The organism is Amycolatopsis sp. NPDC059021, from assembly GCF_042739895.1.
Taxonomy (GTDB): domain Bacteria; phylum Actinomycetota; class Actinomycetes; order Mycobacteriales; family Pseudonocardiaceae; genus Amycolatopsis.
Genome location: NZ_JBHYIQ010000095.1, coordinates 21,176 through 39,581, shown reverse-complemented (window position 1 = coordinate 39,581; position 18,406 = coordinate 21,176). Strand labels below are relative to the sequence as shown.

At 71.5% G+C, this 18,406-nt stretch carries 13 protein-coding genes; 7 read left to right on the top strand and 6 right to left on the bottom strand.

Annotation, left to right across the window (positions count from 1 at the left end; translation table 11 throughout):
* Positions 1–190: 190 nt before the first annotated feature.
* The 6 genes from pgeF (at position 191) to ACFWX1_RS37955 (ending at position 4,629) form a co-directional block, all read left to right on the top strand.
* Positions 191–898 (top strand): peptidoglycan editing factor PgeF, encoded by a 708-nt coding sequence (gene pgeF, locus ACFWX1_RS37980; protein ID WP_378394667.1) that lies wholly within the window; start codon positions 191–193, stop codon positions 896–898.
* Positions 895–1,632: a YggS family pyridoxal phosphate-dependent enzyme gene (locus ACFWX1_RS37975; RefSeq protein WP_378394666.1), complete on the top strand. Its 738-nt coding sequence runs from the start codon at positions 895–897 to the stop codon at positions 1,630–1,632. The genes pgeF and ACFWX1_RS37975 overlap by 4 nt, the downstream gene beginning before the upstream one ends.
* Before the next feature lie 79 nt (positions 1,633–1,711).
* On the top strand, positions 1,712–2,305 hold the full coding sequence (locus tag ACFWX1_RS37970; RefSeq protein ID WP_378394664.1) for a cell division protein SepF: 594 nt from the start codon (positions 1,712–1,714) through the stop codon (positions 2,303–2,305).
* Positions 2,306–2,421: 116 nt separating this feature from the next.
* Positions 2,422–2,697, top strand: a complete 276-nt coding sequence (locus ACFWX1_RS37965) for a YggT family protein (protein ID WP_345402452.1) — start codon at positions 2,422–2,424, stop codon at positions 2,695–2,697.
* Between the two features lie 51 nt (positions 2,698–2,748).
* On the top strand, positions 2,749–3,609 hold the full coding sequence (locus ACFWX1_RS37960; protein ID WP_378394663.1) for a DivIVA domain-containing protein: 861 nt from the start codon (positions 2,749–2,751) through the stop codon (positions 3,607–3,609).
* 387 nt (positions 3,610–3,996) lie between these two features.
* Positions 3,997–4,629, top strand: coding sequence for a hypothetical protein (locus ACFWX1_RS37955; protein ID WP_378394662.1), 633 nt, complete (start codon positions 3,997–3,999; stop codon positions 4,627–4,629).
* A 15-nt stretch (positions 4,630–4,644) separates the two neighbouring features.
* On the opposite strand, the gene ACFWX1_RS37950 is transcribed toward ACFWX1_RS37955, so the two are convergent.
* Positions 4,645–5,394 (bottom strand): ArsR/SmtB family transcription factor, encoded by a 750-nt coding sequence (locus ACFWX1_RS37950; RefSeq protein WP_378394661.1) that lies wholly within the window; start codon positions 5,392–5,394, stop codon positions 4,645–4,647.
* A 64-nt stretch (positions 5,395–5,458) separates the two neighbouring features.
* Here ACFWX1_RS37950 and ACFWX1_RS37945 point away from each other — a divergent pair, with 64 nt between their 5' ends.
* Entirely contained in the window at positions 5,459–6,796 is a 1,338-nt protein-coding gene (locus ACFWX1_RS37945; protein WP_378394660.1) for an MFS transporter, read from the top strand.
* Here ACFWX1_RS37945 and ACFWX1_RS37940 read toward each other — a convergent pair.
* From ACFWX1_RS37940 to ACFWX1_RS37920, 5 genes are all read right to left on the bottom strand, one after another.
* On the bottom strand, positions 6,768–9,536 hold the full coding sequence (locus tag ACFWX1_RS37940; RefSeq protein WP_378394659.1) for a hypothetical protein: 2,769 nt from the start codon (positions 9,534–9,536) through the stop codon (positions 6,768–6,770). The two genes, ACFWX1_RS37945 and ACFWX1_RS37940, sit on opposite strands and share 29 nt — an antisense overlap.
* Positions 9,536–11,305: an HSP90 family protein gene (locus tag ACFWX1_RS37935; protein WP_378394658.1), complete on the bottom strand. Its 1,770-nt coding sequence runs from the start codon at positions 11,303–11,305 to the stop codon at positions 9,536–9,538. Before ACFWX1_RS37935 ends, ACFWX1_RS37940 begins: the two co-directional genes overlap by 1 nt.
* A gap of 29 nt (positions 11,306–11,334) precedes the next feature.
* Positions 11,335–13,137: an FUSC family protein gene (locus ACFWX1_RS37930; protein WP_378394657.1), complete on the bottom strand. Its 1,803-nt coding sequence runs from the start codon at positions 13,135–13,137 to the stop codon at positions 11,335–11,337.
* 117 nt (positions 13,138–13,254) lie between these two features.
* On the bottom strand, positions 13,255–17,232 hold the full coding sequence (locus ACFWX1_RS37925) for an AAA family ATPase (protein ID WP_378394656.1): 3,978 nt from the start codon (positions 17,230–17,232) through the stop codon (positions 13,255–13,257).
* Positions 17,233–17,366: 134 nt separating this feature from the next.
* Positions 17,367–17,891 (bottom strand): DUF2165 domain-containing protein, encoded by a 525-nt coding sequence (locus ACFWX1_RS37920; RefSeq protein ID WP_378394655.1) that lies wholly within the window; start codon positions 17,889–17,891, stop codon positions 17,367–17,369.
* Positions 17,892–18,406: the final 515 nt, after the last annotated feature.

Genomic DNA, 18,406 nt, shown 5'->3' with positions numbered 1-18,406 from the left:
GCGCGCGGTTTATCGCCCGGGCCCCGCGTCGGGGTTTGGCCCCCGGTGTCCCGCGGTGGGGGGTCTTTTACCGCCTCTGGTTATGCGAGGAAAGTCCCCTTCAGCTCGTGCGGGCGGCCGGCGACCGTCCCGGTGCGCTCGGCACTAGGCTTGGCGGCGGGACACTTTCCCGGGGAAAAGAGGAGCGGACTTGCGGATCCGGCGGGTGGTCACGACCAGGGCGGGCGGAGCCTCCGCGCCGCCCTACGACAGCTTCAACCTCGGTGACCACGTCGGCGACGACATCGGCAACGTCTTCGCCAACCGCAAGCGGCTCGCCGCCGAACTCGGGCTCGCCGAGGATCGCCTGGCCTGGATGGAACAGGTGCACGGCCGCACGGTGACGGTCGTCGACGGCTCCGAGACGAAGGCCGCCGAGGCCACCGACGCGCTCGTGACCGCCGAAGCGGGGCTGGCGCTCGTCGTGCTCGTCGCGGACTGCGTTCCCGTACTGCTCGCCGACGCCGAAGCCGGTGTCGTGGCCGCGGTGCACGCCGGGCGCGTCGGCACGCGCGTCGGTGTCGTGCCCGCCGCGCTCGAACGGATGCGCGCGCTCGGCGCCGAGACACACCGGATCGAGGCGCTGCTCGGCCCCGCGATCTGCGGCGACTGCTACGAGGTCCCCGCCGACATGGCCGCCGACGTCGACAAGCACGTTCCCGGCAGCGCCTGTAAGACCCGCAAGGGCACGCCGGGCCTCGACCTGCGGGCGGGGCTGTGGCGTCAGCTCGCCGACCACGGCGTCGGCCGGATCGGCCTCGATCCGCGCTGCACCGCCGAGGACAGGACGCTGTTCAGCTTCCGCCGCGACGGCACCACCGGCCGGATCGCCGGGATCACCTGGGTCGATCCGTCATGAGCGACCCCGAGGCGCGGAAGGCCGAACTCGCGAAGTCCTTGGCAGCGCTGCAAGAGCGGATCGCCGCCGCCTGCGCCGCCGCCGGGCGCGCCAGGGACGAGGTCCGCCTGGTCGCGGTCACGAAGACCTTCCCCGCGCTGGACGCCGCGCTGCTGGCCGACCTCGGCGTCACCGACGTCGGGGAGAACCGCGACCAGGACGCGGGGCCGAAGCGTGCCGAGGTCGCCGAACTGCGGCCGGAAACGGCGCTGCGCTGGCACATGGTCGGCAGGCTGCAGCGCAACAAGGCCCGCTCGGTCGTGCGCTGGGCCGACGAGGTCCAGTCCGTCGACTCCGAGCGGCTCGCGGACGCGCTCGCCAAGGCGGTCCACGTGGCGAGGGACACCGGTGACCGGGAACACCCGCTCGACGTGCTGATCCAGGTGAGCCTCGACGACGATCCCGCCCGCGGCGGCTGTCCGCTGGCCGACCTCGGCCGGCTGGCCGATCACCTCACGCATGTGGGTGACCTGCGGCTACGCGGGCTGATGGCGGTGGCGCCGCTCGGCGCCGATCCGGCCGAGGCCTTCGCGCGGCTCGCCCGCGCGGGGGAGAGACTGCGCGAAGATCACCCGAATGCCGCAGAAGTCTCCGCCGGAATGAGCCATGATCTCGAGCAGGCGATCGCGCACGGCTCGACCTGTGTGCGTGTCGGAACCGCGTTGCTCGGCGGGCGCGGTTTAGCCTCGCCGTAGGGAGCCCGTCCGATGGTCACGGTGAGTGTCCACCGGGCGGGGTCGCACGGTGCGGGAGCGGCTAGGGCTAGGGAGAGGCATGAGCGCGCTGCAGAAGCTGAAGGCCTACTTCGGGATGGTGCCCGCAGAAGAGGACCAGTACTACGAAGAGGACTACCGGCGCGACGACCGGTCGGCGGACTACGACGCGTACGAACAGCCACGGTCCCGGGGACGGTACCGCGACGAGGTGGACCCGTACGAGGAGCCGGTCGCACCCGCTCGGTCACGCTCCGTGATGCCTCGTGAGCGGTCCGAACCACAGGTGCACGGCGCGCTCGCCGTCGACCGCGAGCCGGAGCCGGTGGCCCGGCTGCGGCCGGTGCAGGAGGCCCGCAGCGCCTACCGGGACGCCCTCAGCCGCATCATCACGGTGCACCCGTCGAGCTACACCGAAGCCCGCACGATCGGCGAGCACTTCCGCGAGGGCAACCCGGTCATCATCAATCTCACCGAGCTGGAGAACTCGGACGCGAAGCGGATAGTCGACTTCGCGGCGGGGCTCGCCTTCGCGGTGCGCGGCGCGATGGACAAGGTCACCAACAAGGTGTTCCTTCTCTCACCGCCGGACATCGACGTGACCGCGGAAGACCGTCGGCGGATTGCCGAGGGCGGATTGTTCCTGCGCGGCTGAAGTCGGATGAACCGCTGAGCGCAAGCAGACGTGATTTTGTCGACTCATCTCCGCGCCGACGCCCTTAGCTGCGTGTTCCGTCGGCTCTCCCGGCTACAGTGGTGAACGTGGAAGCTGTGTGGCTGGTCCTGTGGTACGTGCTGTTCGCGTTCTGGTTGTTGCTGACGGCGCGTATCGTGATCGAGCTCGTGCGCACCTTTGCGCGCGAGTGGCGTCCCGCCGGAGGGGTTGCGGTCACGCTCGAGACCATCTACACAGTGACCGACCCGCCGGTTCGCCTGTTCCGCCGCATCATCCCGATGGTGCGGATCGGCGGCGTCGGGCTGGACTTATCGATTATGGTGCTGCTGTTGGTTGTGTTCTTCGCGATGCAACTGGCGAATCCCAGGTAGTCGGGGAGACTTGGGTGACCCTGCAGGCCATGGAGTGCGTGAGGTGATCTGATGTCGTTGACCCCCGCTGACGTGCATAACGTCGCGTTCAGCAAGCCGCCCATCGGCAAGAGGGGCTACAACGAGGACGAGGTGGACGCGTTCCTCGACCTGGTGGAAACCGAGCTTGCCCGGTTGATCGAGGACAACAACGAGCTGCGGCAGCAGGTGGAGCAGCTCGACGCCGAGCTCGAGTCCACTCGGGGCGAGCTCGAGAACGCCAAGGTGAACGCGGTCAGCGGGCCACCGCCCGTGCGTGACGAGCCGTCGCGCCGCCTGGCCCCGGTGCCGCCGCCGACCTCGCCGCTGGAGCAGACCCAGGCACACGGGATGGTCGGCGACAACGGCGAGCCGAACGTTCAGGCCGCCAAGGTCCTCGGGCTGGCACAGGAAATGGCCGACCGGCTCACCGCCGAGGCCAAGACCGAGTCGGACGGGATGCTGGCCGAGGCCAGGACGAAGTCCGAGCAGCTGCTCTCGGACGCGCGGGCGAAGTCGGACTCGATGGTGAACGAGGCGCGCACGCGCGCCGAGACGATGCTGAACGACGCGCGCACGCGCGCCGAGACGCTGGAGCGCCAGGCGCGCGACAAGGCGACCACGATGGAACGCGAGTCGCAGCGCAAGTACACCGAGGTGATGAACAACCTCAACGCCGAAAAGGGCGCGCTGGGCAAGAAGATCGAGGAGCTCCGCACGATCGAGCGGGAATACCGCACGCGGCTGCGCGGATTCCTCGAGTCCCAGCTCCGGGAGCTCGACGACCGCGGTTCCGCCGCACCGGCGTCGGCCTCCTCGAACTCGTCCCAGGGAACGGGAGCTTCCGGCGGCGGCCAGGGGTACTCGTTCGGCCCGCGCGCGGAAGCAGGCTGATCGAGGGGTAGGGGTGAGGTGTGTTCGCGGAACACGCTCACCCAAGCCCTCGATCAGGTGTCTTTTGGGGGTCGAACCCCCAAACCCCCGCCAGGGGGCAAGCCCCCTGGACCCCCGTGGTGGTCGCCTAAGGCGCAAGCCCCCTGGACCCCGGTGGGGGTCGCTTCGGGCGTGAGCCTCCGGATCCCCGGTGGCGTCGCTTGGCGAGTAGCGGGTGGGGGTTGCCTGGGCTGGTTGTGTTGGTCGGCTGTTCGTAGTGTGATCGGCCCGTGGGTATCGGAGGTGTCCGGTGCCTGCGGGCCGTTGCCGTGTGGGGCTTGTGGCATCGATTACGTGTCGTGGGCGGGTCGTGACCAGGGTGAGTGGCGGGGCGTGCTGTAATTCAGCGTGCTTTACATCGTCCTGGTTCTTGTCCTGGCGGCCCTCGGCCTGCTCGTCACGGCGCTCATCACCGCCACTTCGCTGTGGGCCTGGATCTCCATCGGGCTTTCGGTCCTCGCCGGGCTGCTGCTCGTCCTGGACTGGCTGCGCAGGCGGCGCCGCGCCGCCGCCGCCGAAGCGGAACCCGCTGAAGCGGCCGAGTCCGCTGAGGACAGTGAAGACAGCGAGGCCGCCGAGCCTGCAACGGAAACCGCCGAGACGACGGAAGAGAAGGACGTCGAGCAGACCACCCTGCTCCCCAAAGCGGGTGAGCTCGGCGACCCGGGTGACACACCCGAGCCGGATGTCTCCGAAGACGCCTCCGACACCGAGAAAACCTCGACGATCACGGCCGCTCCCGCGGTGCGTGACGGCGACCCGCCCGAGGAACAGACCTCGGCCGACGACCTCGTCATCGTCTCGGAACTCGAGGACGAGGTGGTCGTCGTCGACGAACACCCGCGATATCACTTGACGGATTGCGGCTGGCTCGCCGGGCGTGACACCATCCCGATCGCCGTCGGTGAGGCACGACAACTCGGCTTCACCCCGTGCGGACGCTGCACCCCGGACACTTCATTGGCGGCCGCACACCGCTGAGACGCCGGAAACCCTTCAGGAAAGCCGGATTCCCAGGCGATCCCGCAATTCCGTCACCCCCGCGTCGGTCACCCGCAGGGCGCGGTGTGCCTTCCCGCGTTCGCGCACCCAGCCGAGTTCGGTGAACCGGGCCGCCACCGCCGCGCCGAGCCCGCCCGCGAGGTGATGCCGTTGTTCGCTCCAGTCCAGGCAGAAGCGCAGCAACGGCCGTCGCTGGGCGGCGACCGCGTCGAGATCGACACCCAGATCGCCGAACACACGCGTGGCGCGGGGGCCCAGCGCGTACGGATGTTTCTTGAGCTGTGCGGAGATCTGGTCGCCTTCGCGGCGCCGGGTGCTGGGTTCGCCGTCGAGCGTCACCAGCGCCTCCCGCTCCAGCAACGCTGCCGTGACCGCGACGCCGAGCCGACCGGCGAGATGGTCGTAACACGTTCTGGCCGCACGTAAGGCCTGCGCGCGTGTCCCTTCGCGCAGCGAGGTCACCGGCTGCGTGGGGGAGAGTCGCGCCAGCGTCTCCAGCACGTCCGCCGTGTCCGGGCCGGCCAGCCGGTAGAAGCGGTGCCGTCCGGACTTTTCCGCGACCACCAGCCCGGCCTCGCGCAGTTTCGCCAGGTGTGCGCTGACACCCTGCGCGGTGAGCCGGGCCTCGGCGGCCAGCACCGACGCGGCCAGCGCGCGGCCGTCGCTCAGCGCCATCAGCACTCGTACGCGCGCCGGGTCGGCGAACAACGCCGCCGTGCGCGCGATATCGGCGTCACCTTCCATGCCTCCAGCATGCCGCGCGGATACTTCCATCGCGACGGAAGTATCCGCGGTGTCCACTGGGGACATGATCACCCACGCGGCTCGCTCGAAAACCCCGTTGCTGCTCGCCATGTGCGCGGGGATGTTCCTCGTCCAGCTCGACGTCACCGTCGTCAATGTCGCCCTGCCGACCATCGGCACCGAACTGCGGGCCGGTCTCGGGGCGCAGCAGTGGGTCGTCGACGGGTATTCCGTCGTCCTGGCGGCGTTGCTGCTCACCGGCGGCGCGCTCGGCGACGTCTTCGGCCACCGCCGGATCGTCCACATCGGACTGACGATCTTCGGTGCGGCGTCGGCGTTGTGCGCGCTCGCGGGCTTGGTGCCGTGGCTGGTCCTGGCCAGGGCCGGACAGGGGCTGGGCGCGGCGCTGCTGCTGCCCGGCACCCTCGCCGTCATCACCGGCGCCTATCCGGAACGTCGTGAGCGGGCGCGTGCTCTCGGTGTCTGGGCGGGAATCTCCGCGGTGGCACTGGCGGCGGGGCCGCTGCTCGGCGGGTTCGTGGTCGCGGCGTGGGGCTGGCGGCCGGTGTTCTGGCTCAACGTCCCGGTCGTGGTGCTCGCGATCCTTGCCACCCAACGGTTCGTGCCGCCACACGTGCCGACGGCCCGGCGCCGGGTCGACGTCGCGGGCGCGCTGACCGCGGCACTGGCTCTGGGATCGGGGGTCTTCGCGGTCATCGACGCGAACGTGGTGGCGGCGGTGCTCGCGGTCGTGGCCGTGGCGGCGTTCGTGGTGATCGAACACCGCGCCGCCGACCCGATGCTGCCGCTGAACCTGCTGCGGTCGCGCGCGACCGCGGGCGCCAATCTTGTCGCCATGGCCATGAATTTCGTCGGCCTCGGCAGCATTCTCGTGCTGACGCTGTACCTTCAGCGCGTGCTCGGCGCGGATTCCCTTGTCGCGGCACTGGAAGTCTTCCCGATGTTCCTGCCGCTGTCGGCGCTGGGCCCGTTGTCCGGCAGGCTGGCCGCGCGGTTCGGCCCGCGCCCGCTCATGCTGGCGGGCCTCGCGCTGGGCGCGCTGAGCCTGCTCAACCTGCTCCGGCTCGGGCCGGACAGCGGGTATCCGGCGCTGCTGCCGACGATGCTGGGCCTCGGCGTCGGGATGGGCCTGCTGACCCCGGCCGTGGTCACCGCCGCCGTGGCCGGGATTCCGGCCGAGCGAGCAGGGATCGCCAGCGGTATCAACAACACTGCCCGGCAGGCGGCAGGCGCGCTCGGCGTCGCGGTTTTCGGTGCGGCGGCGGGAGAACCCGCGCACCGCGACGCGTTCCTGACCGGCCTGCACACCGTCGGCCTCGCCGCCGCGGCACTGTGGGTGGCCGCGATCGCGGTTACCCTGGTGACGGTTCCTGCCCGGTGAGTTCGGCGAGCAGCGTTTCGAGGTCTTCGCGTTGCCGGTCCGCGTCAGGCGGGAGACCCGCGAGCGCGGCTTCCACCGCTTCGCGCGCTTCAGCCGTGCGGCCGAGGTCGGTGAGCAGCCGTCCGCGAAGCGCGTCGGCGAACGCGGCCTCGGTCGTCGCGCCGACGCCCCGCAGCAACTCGGCGGCCGTGGCCGCCCGCTCCAGCGCGTCGTCCGGACGGGCGCAGTTCGCCAGCAGACGAGCGCCGTTGTAGCCGACCATCGCGCGTTCCCACCGGACGATCGGCTCGTCGCCGTCGAGTGCGGAAGCGTCCTTTTCGGCCTCCGCCAAGACATCGAGCGCCTTGTCCGGCTCCCCGGCCCACAGCCACGACAGCGTCGCGCAGCGGAGGTTGCGCACGGCGTCGACAGGCAACCCGGCGGTGCGGAAGTACTCCGCGGCGCGGACGTAGTGCTCGGCTGCTTCGGCGTCGTGGTCGAGTTCGTCGAGGATGTCCCCGGCGGTCTCGGCCGCCTGCCCGGCTGCGGGCGGATGCCCGGCGGCGTCGAAGTGCTCGATCACCGGCTTCAGCAGGGCACATGCCTGCTCCCGCTGATCGAGCGCGCGATACGCGCCGGCGAGCAGGTAGCGCGCCCGCGCCAACTCGCCTTCGTCGCCGACGCGCTCCAGGACGTCGATCGCGTCCTCGGCCGCGTCCGCGACCTCCTCCGGGCGGTCGAGCCGATCGCTCGCGGCCGCCAGTTCGACGCGTGCGCGGGCGGCGCCGGTCGTGTCCCCGGCCGCGGTCAGGTCGGCGACCGCGTCACGGTAGTGCTGTACCGCGTCGGCGGGGCGATCGAGGTCGAGAGCGAGGTGACCGAGGGTGAACCGCGCCTGGGCACGCAGTTCCGGGTCGGTGGCAGCCTCGGCCCTGCTCGCGGCGGTGTAAGCGTAATCCAGTTCGCCGAGCGCCGCGCTCATCCGGGCCGCCGCGATCGTCGCCCTCGCCGCGTGGTTGGGGGAGCGGGCCTCGGTGAATAACGCCGCCCCGCGCTCCGCGAGTTCCCGTGCCGCACCAAGGTTTTCGGGACTGCTCCGCGCGACGAGGTCGGCCCGCTGCAGCAGGATCCGCCCGGTCAGCTCGGCGGACCCCGATGCGGCGACGGCGTCCTCGGCCTGGCCGAGCACCTCGAGCGCGGCGTCGGTATCGCCGGAAGCCAGCAGCCCCAAGGACAATCGCAGCAGCGCGCGGACGTACTGGTCCTGATCGCCCAGTGCGGCGAGTGCTTCCACCGCGGTGGTGAGCGTCGGCAGACCCGAATCGCCGTCACCGGACCGGCACCGGGCGAGCGCGGCCTTGCTCGACGCGGCATGCCGGGCGACCTCGTCGCCTGCCTCGGCGAACAGCTCTGCCGCGCGCCGCCAATCGCGTTCGGCGGCTTCGACGTCTTCCCCCACGATCGCGGCGGCGGCTCCGGACAGGCGCCGGGCCAGCAACGCGCCGGTGGGTTCCGGGCACATCTCGTCGAACCTCGCCCAAGCGGCCGCGGCGGCGACGTCGTCATCGAGCAGGTACCGCTCCTCGGCGAGCTCCGCCAGCGCCGCCGGACTGTCCGGAAAGGACGGTTCCGCGCGCATCGGCTCCGGGGTCGCGGCCGGACGGCTCACCGGCCCGGACAGCGGAAGGTACTCGACGAGCGGTTCGGCGGCGAGGACCGAGCGGATCCGGTCACCTTGTTCGCTCGTCCCGTTGCGGGCGTCGAAGCGGGCCACGATGTCCAGCGCGCGATCGGAAAGCTCGGCGTGCAAGGCTTTGACGGAGATCTCCCCGCCGGGCCGTTTCACCTTCGCGTCGCCGTGCCCGGATTCCGCCACCCGCCGCAGGGTCAGCGCCGCCGTCGCGCAGAACTCCATCTCGGTGTACGGGCTGGACACCTCGGCGAGCCAGCCGAAATGCCGTTCGAGCAGTTCCAGCCCGCGCGCGTGGTTTCCGGTGAGCGCGCAGAATTCGAGGTGATCGCTCACGTCGCCGAGCTGGGTGCGATCGTGCCGGATCGCGCGGTAGGCCTGCCGGTGTGCCCGCGCCGCCTCGGCCAGCCGTCCAGTGTGGACATACGGGAGCAGCAGCGAGGTCAGGACGGTGTGCGGCTGCTCGACGCAGGTGAAGACGCCGCCGAGCACCGGTTCGGCGATCGCGATGGCCTCCTCGAACCGGCCGTACCGGCTCAGGTGCCAGACCTTGGCGCTGGGTTCGCAGCCGATACAGTCCGACATCTCGCCACGCGGCGCCGCCGTCCACAACCGGTACTGTTCGGCGGCCGTTTCGTGCTCGCCGACGTGCCGGGCGACCAGCTCCCGGTGCTGGTGCACCGGGTTCATCGTGTGCCCGGCGACGCGGTACCGGCGTTCCATGTCGTCGAGCACGGCGTACGTGCGATCCAGCGGCATCTCGGGAAACCGCGTCATCGAGCTGACGAGGAACTTGAAGGCCCAGTAGAGGTGATCGTCCCAGCGCGGATCGGCTTCCCCGCGGTCGTATACTGCGAGGCACCACGAAAACGGCACGAACGCCTTGGCGGGCTCGCCGCCTTGCTGATAGGTGCTGATGATGAAGATCCGGGCGGCGTACTGAAGCTCCGGTGAGCCTTCCGCGTCGGCGGCCTTGAGCACGCTCTCCAGCGCGGTGATCTGGCCCTTCCCTCGCGGCAGCCGCTGCGTCGCCCACAGCTTTTCCCACAGGGCTTCGTCGGTGGCGGTCATCAGTGCTCCTGTGCGGGGACGGCGTGCTCGAGCAGGCCGAGGAACGAACGGTTCAGCAGCGCGGAGTCCGCGGGCCGGATCGGGTGATGCCCCAGCAGCAGGGCCTGGCCGTAGAGCGATTCGACGGCCAGCGCGGTGAGTTCCGCGTCCCGGAGCCGGGAAACCCGCTGTACCAAGGGATTCCGGTAGTTGAGGACGAGCTGCGGGCGGTCCTGTTCCGGCTTCTCGAAGGCCGACAGCACCCCGGCCCACAGATCGTCCACTTTGTCCTTGGTCGCGCGCAGTTCGCCGGCGAACGCGGCGGCGCGGTCGACGAGGTAGAGCACCGGCAGCGTCGCGGGCTCGAACTCGCGCAGCACGACCTCGCAGCCGAGCCGGTCGACCGAGCGTTGGGCCGCCGCGACGAACGGCCGGGTGGCGAGTGCGGCCGCGGTGTCCAGTTCGGCGAAGGCCGTGGTGATGTCGCTCGGGTCGAGCCGTTCGACGAGCAGGCCGGGCTCCAGCGCGCGCATGCGCTCGACGAGTTCGCTGTCGTAGGTGTATCCGCCGTTGATCACCGGGACGTCCTGCGCGGCCGCGACACCGGCCAGCTGGCCGAACTCCTCGGTGGTCGCGCAGTAGCGGAGAACCCCGTACCGGGCGCGGAAATCGGCGAGGGTCATGCGGCCGACGTTCGTCTCCAGCGGCCACCACTCGTCGACCAGCCGTAGCATCTCGTCGTCGTGCAGTGCCAGCGCCTTGACGCCGAGGTGGTGGACGCCGAGGAACCGGTTGAGCCGCTCGGGATGGGTGCCGGCGAGGCCGACCAGCCAGCCACGCAACCGGTCGCCGAGTGCCTCGCGGGCCGCGGCGAGCTGCTCGTCGTCGTAGAGCGCTTCCCGGCTCGCCGTGGGCCGCAGTTCGGCGGTGTCCACGACGCAGCGGGCGAAGAACGCCCAGTCCGGCAGCAGGCCCGGGGCGTTTTCCGCGAGCAGCATCCGCTTGAGGTACACGCGATGCCCCGCGTGCTCGGCGGGGTTCGCGGGAAACGGCAGTACATAGGCGACACCGGTGAGCCCGGCCTCGGGGACGTCGAGCTCGACGACGTCGAACGGGGTGAAGCCGAGGGTTTCCTGGGCGTAGCCGACGAGGTCGGCGGCGCGGTGCCCGGCCGTCCGGTCGTCGGCCCGCCACGGGGTGCCCGCCCCGCTGACGGCCTTGCCGTTCACGGTGATCTCGAACGGCAGCATCGAACCGTAGAGCGTCGCGAGGTCGGTGACCGTCTCCGGGACGAACCACTGCTCCGCGCCGGGGCGCGCGGTGAGGGTGACCGTGGTCCCCGCCGTTTCCCGCTCGCCGGGGCCGATGGCGTAGGTGCCGTCCGCGCGGCCGGTCCACGTCACCGCCGGGCCGCCGTTCGCGGAGCGGGTGACGACGCGGGCCTCGTCGGCGACCAGGAACGTGGACAGCAGCCCGATACCGAACTGGCCGAGGAACTCGTGACGCCCGTAGCCGAGTTCGTCCCGTTTGGAGCTTCGGCCGATCGTCGCGAGCAGTTCGTGCACCTGTGCTTCGGAAAGGCCTATGCCCGAGTCGGTGATCCGCAGCGTCGCACCGTCGACCTCGATGGCGATGTCCGCGGGCGCCGCCGGATCGGCCGAGCGCCGCGCCGTCACCGCGTCGACCGCGTTCTGGAGCAATTCCCGGACGTAGACCCGCGGGCTCGAATAGAGATGCTGGCTCAGCAGGTCGACGACCCCGCGAAGATCTACCTGAAAACTACGGCTCACCGTGAATGTTCCCCCATGGCGTTGCGACGTCAGCTCAACACGGCCTCAGCACGCCTGAGACGGAGCACGTCAGCTCTCATCGTATCGAGAACGAGCCGTTCTTCGTCACCGAGTTTCGCGGTTTCGAAAACCGGTTCTTCCTCGCGCGCGACGGATTCGGCGGCGTCGGCGAGTACGGGAGAGGGATTCAGCAGCATCGCGACCGCGGCCGCGGTGAGCCCGCGCAGGCTTTCGTCGGTTTCGTCGACGGTGTCGCGTTGTGCCGGGGTGAGCGGGACGGCGCCGGGTTCGCCGGTGACGAGATCCTGCGCGGTACGCGCGGCGGTGCGGAAGCGCGTGGCGAGCGCGCGAGGATCGGGGGAACCCGCGCGGATCGCCGCGGCGGCCTCGGCGAAAAGCGCACTGACCGCGGACACGGCCGTGGCGAACCGTTCCGCGGGCGGGGGCTTGCGGACCCCGGGGACCGCCGCGAACCCGAACAACAGTCCGATCGCGACAGCCAGCAGGATCAGGAGGGCGTACTCGGCGAGCAGGCCGCCAGGGTCGAGGTGCCCGCGCTCGGCGTTGAGGCCGACCGAGAGCACCACCATGGACGCGGTGAACACCACCGGCCGCGTCTTCAGGAACGGGAAGCCGGCGAGCGCGGCCAGCAGTCCGGCCGGCATCAGGGCCGACGGCGGCAGCAGCCAGGCGAGCAGCGCCAGGACCACCGCGCCGGCAACGGTTCCGCCGATGCGCTGCCTGCCCTTGGCGAGGCTGTCCCGCCATTCCGGCTGCATGATCGCGAAGGTGGCCATCAGGAACGACACGGTGAGCGGGTCACCCGGGCGCTGGGCGGCCACGACGAGCGCGACCGCCATCCCGAGCGCGCACCGCACCGCGTGCCGCAGTTGTGCCGAACGCCAGGACAACGCTCCTTCGAGTTCGGTACGCAGCACCGTCCGGCGCAGCTTCGCCGGGACGTCCACAGTGGAAGTGTCACGTTCATGCGCTGCCGCGGTCGCCACTTCCAGCGCCGACCAGAGCCCGTCGACGACCTTCGCCGTCTCGCCGGGCAGCTCGACGTCCGCGTCGATCCGTTCGATCTCCTGTGGACTGTCCATTGCGGACCTGGGCCGGATCGCCCCGGCGATCTGCTCCGCTGTTTCGGCCGCCCCGGCGAGGATCCGGTCGACAGCGTCGCGCTGCGTTTCGTCCAGAGCCCTGCGCCGCGCGGTGAGGAGGCCGCGCGCGGTGCGGTACCGCAGTGTCGCGCCGAACACCCGCGCCGTCCACGTCACCGGCCGGTCGGCCAGCCACAGCCGGGCGGCATCGCTCGCCGAGGAGCCCTCTCCGGCGAGCGCGTCGGCGAGCGCTTCGCGGGTCGGCTTGCCCGGATCGCGGAGACCCAGCAGCAGCCGCAGGACGAGGACGGCGCCGACGGCCAGCGCAGGCGCGGCGATGATCTGGGCGGCGTTCGCCGATCCGGTCATCCGGAAGCCATAGCCGAACACCGCCGACATGCCGAGCCCGAGCCCGACCGTCACGTAACGCGTGCCGAGCGCGGGCAGCAGCCCGGCGGCGAACACGACGGCACACAGGAGCGCGATCGCGGCGGCTTCGGACACGCCCGCCAGGAGCCGGGGCCCGGCCACCCCGAGGATCATCGCCGGGGCGAAAACGGCCAGCAGCCGGAGATCGGCGCGCAGCGGGCCGCCGAACGCGGCGATGAAGCAGAACAACGCCACCAGCCCGGCCAGCACCGCGGCGCTGCCCAGGCCGGCCGCGATGCCGAGACCCGACACGCCGCCGAGGATCACCAGGACGGGGACCAGCATCCCGACGGCCTTCACACGTCCTCCCGTGGTCTCCCATGATCGACCCCGAGCACTCTAAGCGCGACTGTCCGTGGGGGCCTCCTTGAGGGACCCAGAGTCCTTCGGGGAGGCCGCCACGGACAGACGGGACGCTCAGTCGCAGGGGGACAGCGGCGAGATCTGCGAGAGGTGCCGCTGCCACTGGTCCGGCGTCAGGACGTTGCGGGTGGCGCCGCAGACGCGCTGGATGACGTGGTCCACGTCGAGGTCCCAGAGCAGGACGACGCCGTCGCTCCCGCCGGTGGCGAGCGAGCCGTCCGCCGGGTTGAAGCGGACCGCGTTCCCGAGCTTGCTCGCGACCGCGAGCTGCCCGAGCGACTCCGGGCGCGCCGGATCGGCCACGTTCCACAGCCGCAGGGTTTCGGCGCCCGCCGTGGCGAGCCGGGCGCCGTCGTGGTCGAACACCGTGGTCATCGGCGCGCTGGTGTAGCCGGTGATCGGGTCGCCGAGCGGCCGCGGGTGCGCCAGGTCGGTCACGTTCCACAGCCGCACGGTCTGGTCGTCGCCCCCGGTGACGAGAGTGGTCCCGTTGGGGCTGAACGCGATCGACCGGACGGTGGCGGTGTGCGCGGCGAGCGGTTCGCCCAGCGGGGCGGGCCGGGCGGGATCGGTGATGTCCCACAGCCGCACGGTGTTCGCGACGCTGCTGGTCGCGAGCGTTTTCCCGTCCGGGCTGAACACCGTCGAGCTGACGTAGGCGGGGTGACCCGGCAGCAGCGGCCCGACCGGCCGGGGCCGGGCCGGGTCGGTGATGTCCCAGAGCCGGACGGTCTGGTCGTTCTCGCCGCCGGTGGCGAGCAGGCGGCCGTCGGGGCTGAACACCGCCATGTTGCCGTACCGCGTGGTCATGGTGAGCGGTTCGCCGAGCGGCCGCGGGTGCGCCAGGTCGGTCACGTCCCACAGCCGCACGGTCTGGTCGTCGCCCGCGGTCGCGAGGATCTTCCCGTCCGGGCTGAACCTCGCCGTGTTGACCGTGGCGGTGTGCCCGGTCAGCGGCGGCCCGGCGGGAACGGGGCGGGCCGTCCCCGTGACGGTCCAGAGCCGGACCGTCCGGTCGGCCGATCCGGTGACCAGCGCTCGCCCGTCCGGGCGATACCCGGCCGCGGTCACCCCGGCGGAGTGGCCGGCGAGCATTCCCGCCGGGAGCGACCACAGCCGCGTCACGCCGTCCTCGCTGCCGACGGCGAGCGACCGGCCGCCGGGGGCGAAGGCGAGCGTGAACCCGCCGTGGTCCTGGGAGAACGGCTTGCCTATCGGGATGGCGTTCGCCGGATCGGTGACGTTCCAGAGGCGGGTGTCGCCGCCGGTCGAGGCGAGCGTGCGGCCGTCCGGGCTGAACGCCGCCTGCCAGATCGCGGCGGTGTGCCCGGTGAGCGGCCTGCCGAGCGGCGTCACGTGCGCGGGATCGGCGACGTTCCAGAGCCGGAGCGTCTTGTCGTCGCTGCCGGTGGCGAGGGTGTGGCCGTCCGGGCTGAACACGACCCAGTGGACGGTGTCCTCGTGACCGGCCAGCGGCGGGCCCGCCGGGACGGGACGGGAGCGGTCGGTGACGTCCCAGAGCCGGACGGTGCGGTCGTTGCCCGCGGACGCGAGCGTGCGGCCGTCGGGGCTGAACGCGACCGTGCGCACGTGATCCCCATGACCACGCAACGGGGAGCCGAGCGGGGCGGGCCGCGCGGGATCGGTGATGTCCCAGAGCTGGACGGTGTGATCGTCCTCCGCGGTCGCGAGGGTCTTGCCGTCCGGGCTGAGCGCCACGCAGTAGATCGTGCCGCCGCTCGACGTCGCCCGGCCGGACGGTACCGGGTGGGCGGGATCGGTCACGTTCCACAGCCGGAGGGTGTGGTCGTCGCCCGCGGTCACGAGCGTCCGGCCGTCCGCGGTGAAGATCGCCGAGGTGACCCAGCTGGTATGCCCGGTGATCGGCTGGCCGAGCGGTTTCGGGTCGGTGGGATCGCGCAGGTCCCAGAGCCGGACCGCGCCGTCGTAGCCCGCGGTGGCGAGCAGGGTGCCGTCCGGGCTGAAGGAGGTCTGGTACACCGAACCGCGGTGGCCCGGCAGGGGAGTGGCGAGCGGGATCTGCTGGGTGGACAGCAGTTTCGCGGTGACGGACTGGTCGTCGGGACGCAGCCTGTGGGCCACCAGCGCCAGCTGCGCGGACAGCGACGGATCGGTGTCCGCGAGGCGATCGGCCTCCGCCACGACCTGCCCGAACTCGGCGTCGTCCCGCTGGCGCAGCGCCACGATCGCGGTCGAGGCGGCGAGCAGGGCGAACACCGTCACCAGCGCGACGGCGGCCCGGCGGGCCCAGGTACTGCGACGCCGCTGCCGCACCGACGTCGCCAGGAACTCCCGCGCGGCGGCGGTCACGTGGGCGTGATGGGTGGACGCGGCCTGCCGCGCCGCTTCCAGGCGGGCGCCGCGATAGAGCAGGGAAGCGTCGCGATCGTGGTCCTGCCAGGCCGCCGCGTCCTCGTCGAGGCGCTGCCGCACCAGGTTCCCGGTCCGGTCCTGGTCGAGCCAGGCGCGCAGCCGGGGCCACGCGTACAGCAACGTCTCGTGGGTGATCTCGGCGGAATCGACGTCCAGCGTCACGAGCCGGGCCGCGGCGAGCACCTCCAGGGCCTCCTCCGCGACGGCGGGATCGTCGGTCGCCTCGACGAGTTCCTCGCGGGTGGAGCGGCGGCGGGTGTCGCGCATGTCGTCCCCGACCCGCACCAGCCGCACCAGCATCGAGTGCGTGATCCGCTGGGCCTCGGGGGACAGGCGGGCCCATGCCCGCTCGGCGGTCGCCGCCACCGCGCCGTGGATGCCGCCCGCGGCGCGATAGCCGGTGATGGTCATCCTGCTGGTCTGCCGCCGCTGCCAGGTCGCGAGCAACGCGTGGGACAGCAGCGGCAGCGCGCCCGCGTCGTAGGCACCGTGCCCTTGCCCGCCGCGGCTGGCGCCGATGTCGCGCAGCAGCACTTCGACCAGACCGGGTTCCAGGTGCAGGCCGACGGCCTTCGCCGGGCCGGTGACGGCGTCCCGCAGTTCCGCCACGGTCATCGCGCCGAGGGTCGATTGCCGCTCCTGCAAGGCTTCCGCGAGTTCGGTGAAGTCGAGGCACGGACCGTAGAAGTCGGCGCGCAGGCCCAGGACCACCGCGGCGGGGGCCGGGGCGCCCGTGTCGCCGGGAGTGCAGGCCGCGTGCAGGACCGCGATGAAGACGCGGCGCTGCTCCTCGTCGGCGCACAGCGTGAACGCTTCCTCGAACTGGTCCACCACGAGTACCAGCCGTGCCGGGGAACCCGCCTCCTCCGCGAGGTGCGCGGCGACGGCGCTCCGGACCCGTTCGGCGAACCCGACGTCGTCCGGCGGGGTGTCCACGACGTCGGCCAGGCCGGGAATCCGGGTGATCAGCTCCTTCACCGGCTGATCGCGAGGGGTCAGCACCATCGAGGGCCAGCTCTCGGAACCGTCCACCGGGAGGTTCCCGTCGGCCAGCGCCGGCAGCAGTCCCGCCCGCAGCAGCGAGGACTTCCCCGCCCCGGAAGCGCCGACCAGCATGACGATCCCGCCGGTCTCGACCGCGCTGCCCAGCCGCTTCAGCAGCGCGGCCGTGCTGCGGGCCCGGCCGAAGAACCAGTCGGCGTCCTGCCGGGTGAACGAGGACAGGCCCGGGTAGGGGCAGACACCGGCGCCGGTGTCCTGCGGGCCCTCCCCGGCGTCCGTCCCGTCGGCGGCGTCCAACGGTGCCGCGAGCGCCCGTTCCCACAGCCGCCGCCAGGCCTTCAGGTCGTAGAGCCCGTCCAGGCTGGGGGACGGGCGGGTCTTGCGGGCCTGTCCGATGAGGACCTCGAGGACGGCGGCCAGCACGGCGAAGCGTGCGGGCACGTTGCGGCCGCGCCGCCAGTCACTGACGCGCTGGGGCGTGGCGCGCAGCGGCTGCCCGCGCTTGTCGACGAGGTTCTGCCGGTTCACCGACTCCGCCACCCGCTTCAGCGGCGGATCGCCGGCTTCGGCGTAGAGCAGCGCGAAACGTTCCGCGAAGACCCCTCGCGGGCTCAAGACCGGACCGGGCGTGCGCATACATCGGTACCTTCCTCCCCCAGGTACCACCGGTGCGCTTTCCACACCGGCACCTCGTCCCCGCCGCCCCGGCGGCTTCCGGCGTGGACAAGGATGCCGAGATTATCAGCGCGGGGCGGGCGGTGTCCGCCGGTTCACGGAGCCGCCGGAACGGGGGTCTCGGCGGCGTGCCGCTGGGGCAGGTGCGCCAGGACGAGGCCGATCGCGGCGATGACGGTGTTCTGGAACGCGGGCTGGATGCCGTTCCACTTGCTGCTCTGCCACATCTGGAACCACTCGCCGCCGACGACGATGAAGCCACAGGTGAACAGCACGACCTGCATGAGCCAGCCGAGCCGGGAAAGCCGCCGCGCGGTGTCCGTGGTGCTTTTCCGCAGCCAGGCGGCGAACCCGGCGGCGAGGACCAGCGCGGTCAGCGTCTCCCAGGCGATGATCGCGACGTAGGCGGTGGTGGCCAGGCCGGGGCTGGTGATCGCGCGCCACATCGTGTCCGGCGACCGGAATGTGGTGTCCATGGCGAACACGTGCTGCACGAATGCTTTGTTCGTGTCGAAGTCGGTGATGTTCCCGAATGCCACGAGCCCGATGTAGAGCGCCGTTATCCCGGTGAACGCGGTGAGCAGGGTGCGCAGGCTGGAGAGTCCGCGAAGGAGAGACATGCCCGGACCTTACTGGAATTCGGGCAGGCGGGGAAAGCGGCCGGAGCGCGTTTTTCGATCGATTGAGCGAAATGGGTGACGGGTGCGGCGGACCCGCGGTGCCCGGCCGGTGTGCCGAGGCGTCCGTCGTCCGGACCGGAAAATCGGATCATGCTCTTGACCAGCGGAACCATGCAGTCTGCGGTTGCGGTTTCACGTAGTGTTGTGCCCTGGGTGGCAAGCTTGATCCTGGCGCGTCCCGCGGTGCTGCGAAGGTAGCTTGACGGCACGCGGGGAGCCGGTCGAAACTGGATTCGAGAAGACCGCCGGATCGGCGGGACCCGGCCCCGCCGAAGTACCGCTGAATGGAATGGCGACCGTTTCCCGAATACGCGTGGAATTGCGGGGAACGGGCGGACTCGCCGGTGTGGCGGTGGTGGGGGCGCCATGAGAAGGGGGGTGTTTTGTGGGCACCCCACCACCCCGCGGGGGGGGCCGCGCCCGGGGGGGGGGCGGCAGGGAGTGTGTGCGGGGTC

Coding starts and splice junctions, on each gene's coding strand:
- ACFWX1_RS37975 (WP_378394666.1), top strand. CDS start 895: ATGAGCGACCCCGAGGCGCGGAAGGCCGAACTCGCGAAGTCCTTGGCA.
- ACFWX1_RS37970 (WP_378394664.1), top strand. CDS start 1,712: ATGAGCGCGCTGCAGAAGCTGAAGGCCTACTTCGGGATGGTGCCCGCA.
- ACFWX1_RS37960 (WP_378394663.1), top strand. CDS start 2,749: ATGTCGTTGACCCCCGCTGACGTGCATAACGTCGCGTTCAGCAAGCCG.
- ACFWX1_RS37950 (WP_378394661.1), bottom strand. CDS start 5,394: ATGGAAGGTGACGCCGATATCGCGCGCACGGCGGCGTTGTTCGCCGAC.
- ACFWX1_RS37945 (WP_378394660.1), top strand. CDS start 5,459: ATGATCACCCACGCGGCTCGCTCGAAAACCCCGTTGCTGCTCGCCATG.
- ACFWX1_RS37940 (WP_378394659.1), bottom strand. CDS start 9,536: ATGACCGCCACCGACGAAGCCCTGTGGGAAAAGCTGTGGGCGACGCAG.
- ACFWX1_RS37925 (WP_378394656.1), bottom strand. CDS start 17,232: ATGCGCACGCCCGGTCCGGTCTTGAGCCCGCGAGGGGTCTTCGCGGAA.
- ACFWX1_RS37920 (WP_378394655.1), bottom strand. CDS start 17,891: ATGTCTCTCCTTCGCGGACTCTCCAGCCTGCGCACCCTGCTCACCGCG.